The organism is Paenibacillus sp. 1-8 (assembly GCF_056316205.1).
On the sequence record NZ_CM149995.1, the window covers coordinates 427501 to 444741 of the forward strand.

Here is a 17241-nt window from a genome sequence, read left to right on the forward strand (position 1 = left end):
TCAGTAGCGGCGAGCGAACGCGGATTAGCCCAAACCAAGGAGCTTGCTCCTTGGGGTTGTGGGACGTCTCACATGGAGTTACAAAGGAATCGGTTAGATGAAGAGGTCTGGAAAGGCCCGCCAGAGAAGGTAAAAGCCCTGTAATTCAAAACCTGTTCCCTCCGAGACGGATCCCGAGTAGTGCGGGGCACGTGAAACCCCGTATGAATCCGGCAGGACCATCTGCCAAGGCTAAATACTCCCTGGCGACCGATAGTGAAGCAGTACCGTGAGGGAAAGGTGAAAAGCACCCCGGAAGGGGAGTGAAATAGATCCTGAAACCGTGTGCTTACAAGAAGTCAGAGCCCGATCTATGGGTGATGGCGTGCCTTTTGTAGAATGAACCGGCGAGTTACGTTCCCGTGCAAGGTTAAGGTGAAGAGCTGAAGCCGCAGCGAAAGCGAGTCTGAATAGGGCGACTTAGTACGTGGACGTAGACCCGAAACCGGGTGATCTACCCCTGTCCAGGGTGAAGGTGCGGTAACACGCACTGGAGGCCCGAACCCACGCATGTTGAAAAATGCGGGGATGAGGTGGGGGTAGCGGAGAAATTCCAATCGAACCCGGAGATAGCTGGTTCTCCCCGAAATAGCTTTAGGGCTAGCCTCGGAATAAGAGTCGTGGAGGTAGAGCACTGATTGGGTGCGGGGCCCGCAAGGGTTACCAAGCTCAGTCAAACTCCGAATGCCATAGACTTAGTTCCGGGAGTCAGACAGTGAGTGCTAAGATCCATTGTCGAAAGGGAAACAGCCCAGACCATCAGCTAAGGTCCCCAAGTGTGTGTTAAGTGGGAAAGGATGTGGAGTTGCACAGACAACCAGGATGTTGGCTTAGAAGCAGCCACCATTGAAAGAGTGCGTAATAGCTCACTGGTCGAGTGACTCTGCGCCGAAAATGTAACGGGGCTAAACACGCCACCGAAGCTATGGCTTGATATTTAGGTATCAGGGGTAGGGGAGCGTTGAATGCGGGTTGAAGGTGTACCGTAAGGAGCGCTGGACTGCATTCAAGTGAGAATGCCGGTATGAGTAACGAAAAGATCTGTGAGAATCAGATCCGCCGAAAGCCTAAGGGTTCCTGAGGAAGGTTCGTCCGCTCAGGGTAAGTCGGGACCTAAGGCGAGGCCGATAGGCGTAGTCGAAGGACAACAGGTCGAAATTCCTGTACCACCGTAATCCGTTATGAGCAATGGGGTGACGCAGTAGGGTAGTGACGCGGACTGATGGATGTCCGTCTAAGCAGTGAGGCTGATGTGTAGGCAAATCCGCACATCGTAAGGCTGGGCTGTGATGGGGAGCGAAAATTGTAGTAGCGAAGGTCATGATCTCAGACTGCCAAGAAAAGCCTCTAGCCAGGAGAAGGTGCCCGTACCGCAAACCGACACAGGTAGGCGAGAAGAGAATTCTAAGGCGCGCGGAAGAACTCTCGTTAAGGAACTCGGCAAAATGACCCCGTAACTTCGGGAGAAGGGGTGCCTCGGTAGGGTGAATAGCCCGAGGGGGCCGCAGTGAAAAGGCCCAAGCGACTGTTTAGCAAAAACACAGGTCTGTGCGAAGCCGCAAGGCGAAGTATACGGGCTGACGCCTGCCCGGTGCTGGAAGGTTAAGGGGAGTGGTAAGTCCTTCGGGGCGAAGCTATGAACCGAAGCCCCAGTAAACGGCGGCCGTAACTATAACGGTCCTAAGGTAGCGAAATTCCTTGTCAGGTAAATTCTGACCCGCACGAATGGCGTAACGACTTGGGCGCTGTCTCAACGAGAGATCCGGTGAAATTTTAATACCTGTGAAGATGCAGGTTACCCGCGACAAGACGGAAAGACCCCATGGAGCTTTACTGCAGCTTGATATTGAATTTGGGTACGATCTGTACAGGATAGGTGGGAGCCTAAGAGACTTGAGCGCCAGCTTGAGAGGAGGCATCCTTGGGATACCACCCTGATCGTATCTAGGTTCTAACTTGGTACCGTGATCCGGTACGAGGACAGTGTCAGGTGGGCAGTTTGACTGGGGCGGTCGCCTCCTAAAGAGTAACGGAGGCGCCCCAAGGTTCCCTCAGAATGGTTGGAAATCATTCGAAGAGTGCAAAGGCAGAAGGGAGCTTGACTGCGAGACCTACAAGTCGAGCAGGGACGAAAGTCGGGCTTAGTGATCCGGTGGTACCGCATGGAAGGGCCATCGCTCAACGGATAAAAGCTACCCTGGGGATAACAGGCTTATCTCCCCCAAGAGTCCACATCGACGGGGAGGTTTGGCACCTCGATGTCGGCTCATCGCATCCTGGGGCTGAAGTAGGTCCCAAGGGTTGGGCTGTTCGCCCATTAAAGCGGTACGCGAGCTGGGTTCAGAACGTCGTGAGACAGTTCGGTCCCTATCTGTCGTGGGCGTAGGAAATTTGAGAGGAGCTGTCCTTAGTACGAGAGGACCGGGATGGACGTACCGCTGGTGTACCAGTTGTTCCGCCAGGAGCACCGCTGGGTAGCTATGTACGGAAGGGATAAGCGCTGAAAGCATCTAAGCGTGAAGCCCCCCTCAAGATGAGATTTCCCAGTATGTAAGACCCCTTGAAGACGACGAGGTAGATAGGTTGGGGGTGGAAGTGCAGTAATGCATGGAGCTGACCAATACTAATCGGTCGAGGGCTTATCCTAAGAATAGGACGCAATGGAGTTTCGGATCCAGTTTTCAGGGTGTAACACCTTGAAGGTATGTAGAAGATACATACGACAAGCGCATGGCTATTCATTCACACAATAGGTGATGAACCGGATAACCATACGGTAGAATTTGCATAGCAAATTCATGTTTGGTGGCGATAGCGGAGGGGTTCCACACGTACCCATCCCGAACACGACCGTTAAGCCCTCCAGCGCCGATGGTACTTGGACCGCAGGGTCCTGGGAGAGTAGGACGTCGCCAAGCAAAAGCAAGAAGGACCATGATCTCCTTGAGATTGTGGTCTTTTTTTTGTAGTACGCCCAGCATGGGCGTCATCTCTAGGGTGAAAGTCCCGAGCGGGGGCTGGCGAACGTCTACCGTTAGCCAAGAGCAAGGGTGTCCATCGCGAGGTGGAATCTGAAGGAAGCTGGGGGCAAATGCACGAGCCAAGGAACACGAACTGGATCTGAGGCAGGGTTAGCCGGATGAGTTGCCAACACACAACGAAATCCAAAGTCGCCAAGGGCTACCTTTGTAAACTCCAGTGGCTGCGGGCAGAAAGATGACGATCTTATCTGGGGAGGCCTGCGGAATACGCGAAGTAACTTCGTAACCAGAGTCGAAAGGCTCTGTTGAATCCGCAGGAGTCAGCAGAGGCCATAGTATGTGAGTACGGGACGCCGGAAAGCGGAAGGGCCGAACCGAAAGGAGAGAGGAAACCGAAGCGTTTGCACGAAGAGCAACGACAGCAGAATATCCCGAAAGGGAGCTCACGGCAAAGGGATACGGTGAAGCTGGAAGAGTATGCCGGAGCGCCGAGTTCTTCGTCGGCACAAATCGCCCCTTCCTCTCGCGAAGACCAGAGCGACCTGCTGGAGCGAATGCTCGAAGGAAAGAACCCTCGACTCGGGTATAAGCGAGTCGTCCAGAACGGAGGAGCCCCTGGTGTGGATGGTGTAACCGTAGCCGAGCTACAAGCTTACCTGAAAACACACTGGGAAACGGTGAAGTCCGAACTCCTCGAAGGAACCTACGGACCTATGCCTGTCAAACGAGTGGAAATCCCCAAATCCGGAGGCGGCGTGAGGCTGCTGGGCATCCCGACCGTAATGGACCGATTTCTCCAGCAAGCGCTTCTGCAAGTGATGAACCCGATCTTCGATCCTTATTTCTGCGGATACAGCTACGGCTTCAGACCGGGAAAACGAGCACACGACGCGGTGAAGCAAGCGCAACGTCATATCCAAACCGGCCTAAGATGGGTCGTGGATATAGACCTTGAAAAATTCTTTGACGGGGTGAATCACGATATGCTCATGGCGAGGGTCGCACGGAAAGTGACGGACAAGCGAGTCCTGAAACTCATTCGTGCCTATCTAAGCACCGGAGTCATGGCCGATGGAGTGCTGGAGCGAACGGAGGAAGGAACGCCGCAAGGCGGCCCCTTAAGTCCGCTTCTCGCCAAAATCTTGCTGGATGATCTGGACAAAGAACTGACGGGGCGAGGACTACGGTTCGTCCGCTATGCGGATGACTGCAATATCTTTGTGGCGAGCAAGCGCGCAGGTGAACGTGTCATGGAGTCGGTCAGTAGATTTGTAGAAGGAAAGCTAAAACTGAAAGTAAACCGGGAGAAAAGTGCGGTCGCAAGGCCCTGGCACCGAAAGTTCCTAGGGTTTAGTTTTCTAAGTCAAAAGCAGGCGAGCATTCGTCTGGCGCCAAAGACGATCTTGGGATTTAAAGAAAAGATACGTGAGCTGACAAGGCGGACATGGTCGATTTCGATGGAGGAACGAATACAGAGACTCAACCGCTATATGATGGGTTGGATCGGATATTTTCATCTGGCATCGGCAAAGACGCACCCTCAGAGATTAGACCAGTGGATTCGGAGACGACTGCGAATGTGCCTATGGAAGCAGTGGAAACGGGTGCGAACACGCATCCGTGAACTGCGGGCGCACGGCGTCCCCGAGTGGGTTTGCTTCAAGATGGCCAACTCGCGCAGAGGCGCATGGGAAATGTCCCGGAATACGAATAATGCCCTTCCAACTTCCTACTGGGAAGCGAAAGGGCTGAAAAGTTTACTTTCTCGTTATCTGGAACTTTGTTAACCTTTTGGAACCGCCGTATGCGGACCCGCATGTACGGTGGTGTGAGAGGACGGGGGCTAGCCGCCCCCTCCTACTCGATTAAATCTAATTTATTTTCAGCTAGCTATAGGTTTGTTCGGTTCAGCACAGCTGATAATTTTCTAAATTACTACTCATTCTATTTGTGATATGGTGACAGATTATCAGCGCTGCGGCCCAATTTTTTGAGCAAGCCGATGAGTTGATCTCTTTCGGTTTCGCTGATTCCGCTAAAGGCGCGTTCAATCTGACGGGTGTAATCAGGGTAAATTTCGTCCATGATGCGTTGTCCCTCGTCTGTTAATTCTGCATATATAATCCGACGATCCTGGTCGCACGGGTGACGGTGCAAATAACCACGGTTTTCCAGCTTGTCAATAACATAGGTGACATTTCCGCTTTGCAGTAGCAACTTTGCTCCAATTTGCTGGATCGGCTGCGCGCCCTTGTGATATAAAACTTCCATCACGGCGAAGGCCGTTGGGTTAAAGCCCACCGTTTTGATGCCGGCAACCGCATGTTCATTTACACTTTTGAATGACTTGCCAAACACGCTATACAAATGCATGGATTGCTGTGTCACCAGTGTTCGGTAATCTATCATCTTCATTCCGCCTTTATGTATGGATTTGGGCATCCTTTGACCGCTCGGCTCGGATGACCGGGCAACCATACCCTTGTTACTAGCATAAAGGGATTTACGTAGGGAAAACATGCGTTTTGTCACAGTAGCTGCTTTTTTAACTATTTAATTTCAAAGCTTTAAAGTAAATTTTTGAAAAATAAAGGTTTTGAATGTAAAAAAATGTTCCCGGTTGGATATATTAAAAATAGCATGAACCTAAATTACCAAATAAGGTACCACAGAGGAGATGAGGCACATGGATACAGGTTCCTTCCATTTTCAATTTCGTGATCCGCAGAAGGCTGTCCAAGCCTGTGAAACATTAGAAGAAGTCGGATATTCGGCCAGCACGAACGGTGATACAGGTTTGAGTGTTCATATTGAAAACCAGGATATACTGTCTGCACTGGAGATTTGCCAAGCCTATGAAGGGGCCATGATTGAGACAGGGAATCTCACTTCCAACTCGGGCGCAATTACGGGTCTGCAGAGAAGTGACGGCGCACAAAATCCGGGCTATAGTCCAGATGATTGGATTATTCCCGCTCACATCATCAACGAAGATTGGAGTGAAGCATATAAAAATGGTTCCTCCCAAACATATGGCAATACGATCAAGGAGCATAACGTGAGCTCTGATCAACAACCGGAGGATGAAGTGGATGGCTTTTCCGGCAGCATCCATATCTGACTTCCCATTACAGTGCCGCTCATTTTGGAATAAAAAGCTCCTTCAAAACCATTGAAATCGTGGTCTTGAAGGAGCTTTATTCATAGCATTTTTTTGGGATGAGCTCGCGTTCTGTGAAATGTTAGGTGTTGCTTAGGTCATGCATAAATAGCGGCGACAGCAGGGAATAACAATTTTCAGAAAGGAGGTCTTGACCTTGCAAAAATTAGGAGTCCACGAAAAATTGGAATTACATGAGCTGCTTACGTTTAAAACGACTTGCCTCACAAAAAGTCAAACCATGATTCCTTTGGTATCAGACACAAACTTAAAAAATATTTTGCAGCAGGATGTCAATGGCGGCACACAAGATATTCAACAGCTTAAAAATCTGCTGGTGTAATTTAAAGGAGGATTAACGTGAATTCTATTATTGAAAACATGACTGGAATGAACGGAATGACGGATCAGGTGATTGCTTCTGATTTGTTAATTGCGGCTAAAAGTGGAATTAAGAACTACGCTCTTGCGCTGACAGAGTCAACCAGCTCGGAAGTTCGAAACGTTCTTTATGACCAATTGAGCAAAGCTGTTAATCTTCATGAACAAATCTTTAATTACATGAAGAACAATGGTTATTATAACGCTTATGATCCGGAGCAGCAAATACAAATGGATATTCAAAATGCAGACAAGGCCCTTTCTTTACTCAAAGTTTGATAGTTTGAGCTTCACACAACCCAATTAACGACTTATTCTCAAATGGGTCCTTGGACAGTTTTAGGCATTAAAAAGCACCAGTAAACCTTGAGCGGGTTTACTGGTGCTTCTTTATTGATAAAGAAAGTCATGCTCTACATGAAATATGGTGAAATCGGCAATCTTAAAACGGAGAACTCGGTCTCAAATTCAGGAATAGGGTGATTCTCTTTATGGGTAAGTCTTCAGATCGTATGCAAAAAGATCAAAAATTAAAATGGTGGCAGCTTACCTTGTTAGGGGTTGCAGGTACTATTGGAACAGGATATTTTCTCGGGTCCGGCTTAGCGATTTCCATTGGTGGCCCAGCCGTGCTGATTGCATACTTTTTGGCAGCGGTTGGAACGTATGTCGTGTTTGATGCCCTTTCGCGTATGACAGCAAATCAGCCAGAGCAGGGTTCTTTCCGTTCCTATGCCCAAAAAGCATTTGGAAATTGGGCAGGCTTCGGCAGTGGTTGGGTATATTGGTTCTCGGAGCTGCTTATTAATGGGAGCCAACTAACCGCGCTGTCTATATTTTCACGCTTTTGGTTCCCTGGAGTACCGATGTGGATATTTGCGGCAGGCTTTGGGATCTTAGGGCTTGTGATTGTTTTTTTTGGCAATAAGGGTTTTGATCGTGTTGAAAATGTACTGGCCATCATTAAGATAGCGGCTATTGTTATGTTTCTGGTCTTAGCGGTTGCTCTTTTGGCAGGCTGGATTGGAGGAGGAAAATATAATCCGAAGTTCCCCATCAGTTACAAAGACTTTTTCCCAACCGGTGGCATGGGATTATGGTCATCTTTTATCTTTGCCTTTTATGCATACGGAGGTATTGAAGTGCTCGGAATTATGTCTAACCGACTTCAAAATCCAGAGGAAGCACCCAAAGCCGGAAAAGTGATGCTGATTACGCTGGCTGCGGTGTATGTGCTTTCTATTGGGCTGGCTGTGTCTATGGTACCATTAAGTGCCTTTAATCCGAAGGAAAGTCCTTTTGTGCTTGCGCTCAGCAGCGACCATCTGGCCTTTATGCCTCATTTATTTAACGGAGTGCTTATTATTGCAGGGTTCTCAACGATGACAGCATCTCTATACGCAGAGACTTCTATGATGATTACCCTTGCACAGGAAGGAGATGCGCCCACACTGTTTTCACGGAAGTGGAAGGACAAATATCCTCTTTATGCACTTAGTTTGATCTCCGTTGGATTAATCGCAGCAATCGTGTTGTCGTTGCTGTTGCCGGGAAAAGTATATGAATATATCACAACTGCAGCGGGTTTAATGCTGTTGTATAACTGGTGCTTTATTTTGCTATCTTCAGGCAAGTTACTGGAGTCGAGTAAATCAAGTAACACTAAGCGCTGGATCGGATTATTGTTGATAGCTATAGCTGTGGTCGGATCTTTTTTTCATAAACTTAGCCGCCCAGGTTTTTATATCAGCTTACTGCTTGTCTTGTTGATTGCGATATGTGACTTCATTGTACAACGGGTTCGTCGAAAGCATACGAACGCATCCAAGTAATCATGTCAAAGCCGAGGTATTAGTGAAAAAATAGTAATTGCAATGCCTGTACACCAAAATAAAAGCCAAAACCAATAAGAGATAATCCGGATAGCCATGAGATGGCCTTAAGTATACCAACTTTTAGAAATCTACGAAAAATACTTGAAGCTGCAGCCATGGTCACATCCCAGAGCAGTACGCCTAATATAATGGCTCCGCTATAGATCAATAGCTGTTGTACTGGATATGTATTAGCGACGTTTGCCAGTATTGATCCGTAAATGCCAAGCCAGAAAAGGATGGAAAGAGGATTAAATAATGACATTAGGAAGCCCGACACAAATGAGTTAGTTAATGTATTACCACTTCCTCTTAATTCGGATTCTGAAATCACACCTGCATTTTTAATGCTTTCAATACCTGTATACACAAGTACGAAAAAACCAAACATCCATAAAAAAGCTTTGACAAACGGGGCATTAAGAAGGTGGATCATTCCCAAATAGACTAGCAGCATATAAATTATATCTGCGGTTATTGCACCAAGCCCGATAAACCAGGCGTGCCAAAACCCATTCTTAATACCTCGATCCAACTGTGCGGCATTGATCGGTCCGATAGGGGCCGAAAGTGACAGACCAAGAAAAACATATCCGATAATTGTATTAATGCTGTTTTTCCTCCTTAAGTATCTATTGGATGTTATGTTTTTGTCTATTTTAGTTTATTCGGACAAACCCATTTGTAAGACCATTTTTTTATGCGTATATTGTAGGAGTAGTAGTCACAGCGTACCAATTCGGTAACGGGTTAACCAATCTCATTTCACCGACAGGTGGAGTTCTGCTGGCAGGTGGCCATTGCCCGGATCAGCTTTGGACAGTGGCTGAAGGTAATTTTCAAGCTATTGCCGATCCTGTGGCTGGTTGCTGCTATTTTTGCTGCTATTTCGGCTGCGGTGGGTATCTAATAAATCAAGCACAGAACCCCTGTCTTTTAGAGACAAGGTTTTTTTGTTCACTTCTTTCCCTGTATGGTGCATAAGTTTGCGGGGAAAATGAATAATATGGATAGCATTTTCCTAAGGAGGAAATAAACTTGATGCTTGCTGATAATAGATTACTCATTGCTGCTCTAGGCGGTGTGAATGAAATCGGGAAAAACATGTATTTTATCCAATACGATCAGGATATTGTCGTTATCGATTGTGGCTCCAAGTTTCCTGATGAAAATTTGCCTGGTATTGACCTCATTGTACCGGATGTCACCTATTTGCTGGAAAATCGGGACAAAGTCAGAGCGCTCATTGTGACCCATGGGCATGAGGATCACATCGGAGGCATTCCTTATCTGCTGAAGCAGATCAACATTCCCGTTTATGGGACAAAGCTCACCATAGAATTGATTAAGATTAAGCTAAAGGAGCATAACCTTTTACAAGATGCTGAGCTTCATCTTATAGATGCGAATTCAACCATCGATATAGGCACAATCCAGGCATCCTTTTTCACCACCGTCCACAGCATCCCGGATTGCCTGGGCATCTTTTTTCAGACACCGGAAGGAAATGTGGTTCATACTGGGGATTTCAAATTCGATATGTCTCCCGTCAGTGGACCTTTTCCGGATCTTCATCGAATGGCGGAAATCGGAAAGAAAGGGGTTAAAGTGCTTCTCTCCGAAAGTACAAACGCGGAAAGACCGGGATTTACTCCTTCAGAACGTTTGGTTGGCGGGCATATTCTGGATGCATTCGCCAGAGCAAAGCAGCAAGTATTTATCTCCACGTTTGCTTCCAATGTGAACCGTGTCCAACAAGTCATTGACGCAGCTGTGGAAACGGGCCGTAAACTGGTTTTACTCGGACGCAGCATGGTAAATGTGGTATCGGTGGCTAAGGAGCTGGGCTTCTTGCACATGCCTGAGGACTTGTTGATAGAGCCGGGAGAAACAGAGCGGTTTCCCGCAGAAGAAATCGCAGTTTTATGTACAGGAAGTCAGGGCGAGCCAATGGCCGCACTGTCCCGTCTAGCCAATTCCTTGCATCCCAAAATCGAAATTTTACCTGGTGATACTGTCATCATAGCCGCGGGAGCTATACCCGGGAATGAGCGGAATCTTTCCCAGGTGATTGACAATTTGTATGTACTGGGTGCACAGGTTATTTATGGATCAGGTAGCGCCACAGGGATGCACGTATCCGGTCATGGCAGTCAGGAAGAGTTAAAATTAATGATTACCCTGATGAAACCCCAGTATTTGATTCCCATACATGGTGAATTCAGAATGCTGTATCAGCATCGTCAGCTAGCAGAGTCTGTGGGGATTCCGATGGAGAATGTATTTATCGTCCATAATGGTGACACTATTCAAATCGAAGAGGGAAGGGCATCCCTGGGGCCCAAAGTACCATCTGGCAATAGTCTGGTAGACGGGCTGGTAACCGGTGACGTAGGTAATATTGTACTGCGAGATCGTAAAAAGCTTTCTTCAGACGGAATGCTGATTATTGTGATGACGTTGAGTAAGAACGAGAAGCAAATGCTCGCAACGCCAGAGGTCATATCAAGGGGCTTTGTATATGTTAAGGATTCCGAGGAGCTCATGAATCAGATCCACGACACGATCATGTCCACAGTGAACGAGTTAACAGAAATCGAAATGAGTCAGTGGGGTCTGATTAAGCAGATGTTAAAAGATGATGTTGGCCGGTTTATTTACAGTCAGACCAAGAGAAGACCCATGATTTTACCTATCATTATTGAGGTTTAAGAAAATGGCATAGATTTTGCTCGTTACGCTATTAATCAAAAAAAGACTTAAATCAGTAACACCACTGATTTAAGTCTTTTTAATTCCCTCTTACTTTCCCAAAAGAATGCGGATGTAATGGCGGTTTGTAGCGTAGCGGAGGATTTGAATCTGGAGAAGCGAAGCACTCGCCTTTGCCACGGGATTATAACCTTCAAATTTTTTTAAAATCTAAAAAGAATCCCGTGGCAACAGCGATCGTAAGATCAAAGCCTCCGCGCAGCGTCTTAATCGCATACAGCCGCCTGTGTACCCGCCGTATGCCCCGTGGTAAATGCCGCCGTAATATTATAGCCGCCCGTATACCCGTGAATATCCAAAATCTCGCCGCAAAAAAACAATCCCGGCATCAGCTTGGACTCCATTGTTTTCGGATTGATTTCCTTCAAATTCACACCGCCTCCGGTAACGAACGCCTCCTTCAGAGAGAGCGTACCGTTCACGCGGATCGGAAATGCCTTGATTCGATGGGCTAACTCCTGCCATTGCTGCTTCGGAATATGATCGTACGTCAAATCCTCACGCAGCTCGGTTTGCTGGAGCAGCAGTGGAATCAGGCGTTCCGGCAAATAAGGCTTGAGCACGTTTTTAATCGCTTTTTTGGCATCGGCTGCCGCCAGCTCCAGTGTTTCGCGGTAGACTTCATCAGCATGCTTATGAGGCTGCAAATCCAGAGTCAGCAGTACCGTGCTGGTCTTGTCCTTTTTCATCCCTTTCACGACAAACTGACTGCATCGCAAGGCGGAGGGACCCGACAGGCCAAAGTGTGTAAAAATCATGTCCCCTTCGTGGGTGATTACCTTCTTTTGCTTCGCATTCCACACGGTCAGGCTGATGTCGCGCAAGGATAGACCTTGTAGCTCCTTCGTCTGGATAAACGTCTCACCTGACGTTAATGGAACCTCTGTTGGATACAACTCGGTGATCGTATGTCCTGCTTGCTCGGCCCATGCGTAGCCGTCACCTTCCGAGCCTGTATGCGGAACAGATTTGCCGCCGACCGCGACAATAACGTTGCGGCTGCGAAGGGTTTCACCGGAACGCAGTCTTACCCCGGCAGTGTGGCCTTCTTTGTAAAGAACCTCCTGTACGGGACTTCCTGTCCGAATGTCCACTCCTTGAGAACGAACCTTGTTTACCAAAGCATCGACAACCGTTTTGGCCTTATCCGTCACGGGAAACATACGCCCGTTGTCTTCTTCCTTTAAGGCTATTCCCAGTTGTTCAAAAAAGGCAATGATGTCCCGGTTGCCAAAGGCCGCCAGCGCACTGTGCAGAAAACGGCCATTGCCGGGGATGTGCCGGATCAGCTCGTCCAGCTCTTTTGCATTCGTGACGTTGCAGCGCCCCCCACCGGAAATACCCAGCTTTCGTCCGAGTTTATTTCCTTTTTCCAGTAAAAGCACCTTGGCGCCCTCACCACTGGCTGCCGCAGCGGCCATTAATCCGGCTGAGCCGCCTCCGATCACAATAACGTCGTATGTCATGAACCTCTTCCTTTTTGTAGAAAAATTTTTCGAAAACCCAAAATGGAGTAACAGGATTTTCTTCATATCGTAATACCGTTATCTTAGATACACATTTTCGCGGTATTTTGTATAAAGATATAGAAAGTCATCATCTCGATTTCCAGAAAATACGTAAAGCCGTCATCTTCGTATTTATCTGGTGTTTCGCAGATTTTGTCGTTCTATACCGGGATTTTAACACATATATTGTAATATATTGTAGCCTGTGCTTTAATTCAACTAACAGCGTCAAGGAAAGATGATGAGGGGGAGAAGTCCTTGTTAATTGCGTTGAAGGAAAGTGTGCTTCAAGTTCTCCTTGCCGTGATGTCGGCGGGTTTTTTCTCTATATTAACGGATTGTGGAGATAAGAAAAAGGTTTGGGGTAGCAATCTACTTCCCGGATCTAATCAAGGGATCCTTTACTTGTGTTGCGTGCCGGCCATATTGCTATGTTCGCTCTTTCAATATCAGTCTCCTTATGGCCTGCCTTCCAACCTGGGAATTATCCCCCTCGCTGTTGGCATCATGTACGGCAGACGGCGCACCGCACTTGTTCTTGCCGCTTCTGCGCTGGTCAGTGTTTTGATTATAGCCCAGTCTACGGCAATGTCGCCAATGTATGTGGGTACGAGTTATATTCTTTTTCCTTTTATGCTGCTGCACGTCAAGTTCTTTCAAAAAGGAACATTATTGGACAAAAAACTTCTGATTTCTGCCTATGTTGCGGCTGATATGCTGCTTAAGGCGTTATTCCCGCTATTGTGGGGCAAACAGGATGTCTGGGTATACATTCCTGATCTCCTTACGACGCTGTGGAATATTACAGCAGGTGTACTGGCAAGCTTTATGGTCGTCAGTCTGATGCAAAATGCCTTCGAGAAGATAGCGTTACGGCGGGATGTGACTGAGTTTACGAGCAAATATTTAATTGAAGCCGATAAGCTGCGTCAAGTTATGGAGCTGATGCCGTTAGCCCTGGTCACTCTGGACAGCGAAGAACGGGTTATACATATGAACAAAGCGATGCTGGAACTCTATCGGGACGTCGATCCGTTTATTACGCTGCCTGAGGTGGTGGGTCGTCCTTTGACATCGCTGTTTGGTTTAGGCACTGCACCCGTGGTCAATGAGCGGGTTGCGAGGGCTCTTGAAGGAGAGGCAGGTGCTGATTTTATAAATGTGCCTCCCAAAGTGTTTTTCTCAAGCTTCCTTCCCATTCGTGATAAACATGTAAGTAAAACGACTGGTGTCATTATCGCCTTGCAGGACATTACAGAACTGGAGACGCTGCGCAGCGAGCTGGGTAATTTCGAGAGGCTTAGTCTGGTCGGACAGATGGCAGCGGGCATTACTCATGAAATACGCAATCCGATGGCGGTTGTGCGCGGTTTTTTACAGCTCATGCGCGAAAAGAGTCCCGACTCCCTCGGACATTACTATCGCATTGTGATGGAGGAGTTGGATCGGGCGAACGGAATTATTAACGATTTCCTGTCACTTGCCCAGAACCGAATTGTTGAGAAGGAGCAATGCCATCTTCATGACATTATTCGTGAACTCACTCCTCTATTGTGGGCAGATGCCAACCTGAGAGGGCAGACGATTGAGCTGAAGCTGGAGGAGCATATCACCATGCTACATTTGAACCCTAAGGAAATGAAGCAATTGCTGCTTAATCTGTCGCGTAATGCGATGGAGGCTATGGGGGATAAAGGCGTGCTGACGATTTCGACTCATGAAGAGGGGGATTTTGTGGAGTTGGAAGTGAAGGATACGGGTCCAGGCATTCCGCAAAATCAGCTTGAAAAGCTGTTCCAGCCTTTTTACACGACCAAAACGAAAGGCACAGGTCTGGGCCTGGCCTTGTGCCAAAATATTGTGGAGCGTCACCACGGCACCATTGCCGTCGATTCGGTGGAAGGAATGGGAACGCAGTTTAGAGTTCGATTGCGCAGAACCATTCCAGCTTACAGGGATCATTCTGAATCACCTTCCATAAATTCCATACAGAAATAATTGTACAAATATATATCCGGATTTTTGCAAATTACATGAAAAAGATTGTATAATAAAGATTAGATGTCCATGTCTTTAATACGGCAGAGGATGAAATTAAGCAACGTACTATACATGATTTTTCGAAAAGGAGTGAACGAATATGTCGATGTCTTTTGATCAATATATGAGAGATTCTGTTCAGCCGATGCGCGATGAACTGACAAGTCTCGGAATTCAGGAGTTGCGTACTCTGGAAGATGTGGAGGCCAAGCTGCCTGATGCCAAAGGTACAGTGCTGGTCGTTGTGAACTCGGTATGCGGTTGTGCCGCAGGTCAATGCCGTCCGGGTGTAGCCGAAGCGCTGAAGCATGATATTACACCGGATCACCTGTACACGGTTTTTGCTGGTCAGGATAAGGAAGCAACGGCGAAGGCACGCGAATTTTTCGCACCGTATCCGCCATCTTCTCCTTCGATCGCGCTGTTGAAGGACGGCGAACTGGTTCACTTCATCGAGCGTCATCAGGTGGAGGACCGTTCGGCAGATCAAATCGCTGCTGATTTGACCAGTGCATTTGACCGTTTTTGCCGGTAAAACTGCTCAAGCTATGCCCCCGCATTTTTCGCTTGCGAAACTTGCCGGGGCTTTTGCATGTTGGCTTGTGAAGGAAATTCCTAAAAAAGAGGTGCTTATCTGATGAGTTTGCAGGAACAGATTATTGCTGAATTGGGAGTACAACCTACCATTAACGTAGAGGCTGAGGTCCGCAAGCGTGTGGATTTCCTCAAGACGTATGTTACGAAAACGGGGAGCAAGGGTTTGCTGATCGCCATCAGCGGCGGGATCGACAGTGCCGTAGCGGCTGCCTTGTGCAAGCAGGCTACGGATGAGCTGACGCAGGAGCAAGGCGAAGAGTGCAAAACGCTTGGAGTATTCCAGCCGTATGGCAAGCAGGAAGATATCGAGCACAGCTACGCAGTAGCCAAAGCGTTCAACCTGAAATTTGCCGGGGAAACGAACATTCAGGAAGCGGTGGACACGATTGCTGTGGAAGTAGAGCGTTCGTTGAAGGATATCGGTCTTGAGCGTTCCATTACTCCGCAGGTGAGAGGGAATGTGAAGGCCAGAACACGTATGGTGGTTCAGTATGCGCTCGCCAATGAGCTGAATCTGCTCGTAGTGGGGACGGATCATGCCTCGGAAGCCATCACAGGCTTTTATACCAAATGGGGTGATGGTGCGGTCGACATTACGCCGCTCAGCACGCTGAACAAACGTCAGGTGCGTTTGCTGGCGAGCTATCTGGGAGTTCCGCAGGCCATTTTGGACAAAGCGCCTACAGCGGGATTGTGGGAAGGCCAGACGGATGAAAAAGAACTGGGTATCTCTTACGAAGCGAACAGCGACTATCTGGAAGGCAAGGATATTGACCCGGCGGCACGTGAAAAGCTGGAAAGCTTCTTCACACGCACAGCGCATAAGCGGACAAGCATTCCAGGCATTTAAACAGCGAACAATTATGGAATTGTAAAATAAATAATGCGGCGATCCGCCCGGCGGATCGCCGTTTATTTTGGCGACAGGTTGTAGCTTAATTAGTGATCCATTCAATAAAGCGGCGGGTTTCGGTAATCGCCTGATCCAGCGGAAGACTGCTTCCCTTGAACGGATGAACGGTATTAAAAGTATGATTGCCCCCTTGAATTTGCACCCATTCAATATCAGGACGAACCGAGGTAAGCAGGGCAGAGCCTTCACGCAGGCGTTTGGAATCATCGGTACCCTGAATGAGTACGGCAGGCAGTTGGCTGTCTTTAAGCCTGTCCACGATAGCAAAGCGCTGGCGATTCTGTTCCATATCTTCCAAAATAACAAGGTCCAGCGGAAGCTGCTGTCCGGTTCTAGCGTTTTGCACGTAGCTGCGTCCCTTGGTCCGCATTTCTTCTTTTTGTGGCAAGGTGAACAGGTCCAGGTCAGTTACGCCATTCCATGAAATGACGCCGGATATCTCGACAGGATGATCCAGACCGTATATGAAGCAGCTTCCCGCACCTCGACTGTGTCCTAACAGAAACAACGGCAGCTCTCTGAACTCGTGGCGTGCTCGCAGATTTGTCAGCAATACGTCCAAGTCCTCTTGTTCCCGGCTGTAGGTGTTCCGTGCGAACTTTTCCAGCTCGGTAAAATTCGTCAGATCCTCACCTATGCCATTATGTGAAAAGTTGAAGGTTACGACATGGTTGTCCACGCACAATGCTTCCGCTATATAGGGGAACATGCCCCAATCCTTGAAGCCCTTATAGCCATGAGCGATGACGAGCAAGCTTTTGGCTGTACTTTTGGCGGGAAACCAGGAAGCCCGGATTACCGCATCTGTTCCTGCTTCCGTACCTGCTTCAATAACGAGTGATTCTGACATCCTATCCTTCCTTTCTACGGGGATTTTAAATGGGCATATAAGCTAAATCAACATTCGCATAAAGCCTCTCTTATTTTAACATATTTTGGTGCTGCTTTTAAGGCCTTGTGACTCGCCATGTTGTGG

Annotated in this window: 13 protein-coding genes and 2 rRNA genes (1 of these 15 only partly in view); 11 read left to right on the forward strand and 4 right to left on the reverse strand. The window is 48.0% G+C overall.

The annotated features are described in order from the left end of the window. The 3 genes from AC0WRU_RS01880 to ltrA form a co-directional block, all read left to right on the forward strand. Window positions 1-2686 (forward strand): 23S ribosomal RNA (locus AC0WRU_RS01880) (it extends 242 nt beyond the left edge of the window). A 154-nt stretch (window positions 2687-2840) separates the two neighbouring features. After that, window positions 2841-2957: ribosomal RNA gene (gene rrf / locus AC0WRU_RS01885) — 5S ribosomal RNA — on the forward strand. Window positions 2958-3574: 617 nt separating this feature from the next. Next, window positions 3575-4807, forward strand: a complete 1233-nt coding sequence (gene ltrA, locus AC0WRU_RS01890; RefSeq protein ID WP_476128537.1) for a group II intron reverse transcriptase/maturase — start codon at window positions 3575-3577, stop codon at window positions 4805-4807. Window positions 4808-4964: 157 nt separating this feature from the next. Here ltrA and AC0WRU_RS01895 read toward each other — a convergent pair whose 3' ends face one another. Further along, window positions 4965-5429 carry a MarR family winged helix-turn-helix transcriptional regulator gene (locus AC0WRU_RS01895; RefSeq protein WP_025686020.1) on the reverse strand — a complete coding sequence of 155 codons (465 nt, stop codon included), beginning with the start codon at window positions 5427-5429 and terminating at the stop codon, window positions 4965-4967. Window positions 5430-5706: 277 nt separating this feature from the next. Here AC0WRU_RS01895 and AC0WRU_RS01900 point away from each other — a divergent pair, with 277 nt between their 5' ends. From AC0WRU_RS01900 to AC0WRU_RS01915, 4 genes are all read left to right on the forward strand, one after another. Next, complete coding sequence (locus AC0WRU_RS01900; protein ID WP_476127001.1) at window positions 5707-6141, forward strand: hypothetical protein; 435 nt, start codon at window positions 5707-5709, stop codon at window positions 6139-6141. 196 nt (window positions 6142-6337) lie between these two features. Continuing rightward, on the forward strand, window positions 6338-6523 hold the full coding sequence (locus AC0WRU_RS01905; RefSeq protein WP_025686022.1) for a hypothetical protein: 186 nt from the start codon (window positions 6338-6340) through the stop codon (window positions 6521-6523). 17 nt (window positions 6524-6540) lie between these two features. Continuing rightward, complete coding sequence (locus tag AC0WRU_RS01910) at window positions 6541-6840, forward strand: spore coat protein (protein WP_476127003.1); 300 nt, start codon at window positions 6541-6543, stop codon at window positions 6838-6840. Between the two features lie 212 nt (window positions 6841-7052). Then, window positions 7053-8393 carry an amino acid permease gene (locus AC0WRU_RS01915; protein WP_476127004.1) on the forward strand — a complete coding sequence of 447 codons (1341 nt, stop codon included), beginning with the start codon at window positions 7053-7055 and terminating at the stop codon, window positions 8391-8393. A gap of 19 nt (window positions 8394-8412) precedes the next feature. Here the strand turns inward: AC0WRU_RS01915 and AC0WRU_RS01920 are convergent, their stop codons facing one another. Further along, window positions 8413-9045, reverse strand: a complete 633-nt coding sequence (locus AC0WRU_RS01920) for a LysE family transporter (RefSeq protein ID WP_476128538.1) — start codon at window positions 9043-9045, stop codon at window positions 8413-8415. Between the two features lie 431 nt (window positions 9046-9476). On the opposite strand from AC0WRU_RS01920, the gene AC0WRU_RS01925 reads away from it, so the two are divergent. Further along, window positions 9477-11147: a ribonuclease J gene (locus AC0WRU_RS01925; RefSeq protein ID WP_476128539.1), complete on the forward strand. Its 1671-nt coding sequence runs from the start codon at window positions 9477-9479 to the stop codon at window positions 11145-11147. A gap of 266 nt (window positions 11148-11413) precedes the next feature. On the opposite strand, the gene AC0WRU_RS01930 is transcribed toward AC0WRU_RS01925, so the two are convergent. Continuing rightward, complete coding sequence (locus AC0WRU_RS01930; protein ID WP_476127006.1) at window positions 11414-12673, reverse strand: BaiN/RdsA family NAD(P)/FAD-dependent oxidoreductase; 1260 nt, start codon at window positions 12671-12673, stop codon at window positions 11414-11416. Window positions 12674-12973: 300 nt separating this feature from the next. Here AC0WRU_RS01930 and AC0WRU_RS01935 point away from each other — a divergent pair, with 300 nt between their 5' ends. From AC0WRU_RS01935 to nadE, 3 genes are all read left to right on the forward strand, one after another. After that, a complete protein-coding gene (locus AC0WRU_RS01935) occupies window positions 12974-14713 on the forward strand; it encodes a two-component system sensor histidine kinase NtrB (RefSeq protein ID WP_476127007.1) in 1740 nt (579 codons plus the stop codon). Between the two features lie 142 nt (window positions 14714-14855). Then, the gene (locus AC0WRU_RS01940; protein WP_025686028.1) at window positions 14856-15290 is read left to right on the forward strand and encodes a BrxA/BrxB family bacilliredoxin; all 435 of its coding nucleotides are present in this window, start codon (window positions 14856-14858) and stop codon (window positions 15288-15290) included. 102 nt (window positions 15291-15392) lie between these two features. Then, window positions 15393-16202: an ammonia-dependent NAD(+) synthetase gene (nadE, locus tag AC0WRU_RS01945; RefSeq protein ID WP_476127009.1), complete on the forward strand. Its 810-nt coding sequence runs from the start codon at window positions 15393-15395 to the stop codon at window positions 16200-16202. An 85-nt stretch (window positions 16203-16287) separates the two neighbouring features. On the opposite strand, the gene AC0WRU_RS01950 is transcribed toward nadE, so the two are convergent. After that, complete coding sequence (locus AC0WRU_RS01950; RefSeq protein ID WP_476127010.1) at window positions 16288-17115, reverse strand: alpha/beta hydrolase family protein; 828 nt, start codon at window positions 17113-17115, stop codon at window positions 16288-16290. Window positions 17116-17241: the final 126 nt, after the last annotated feature.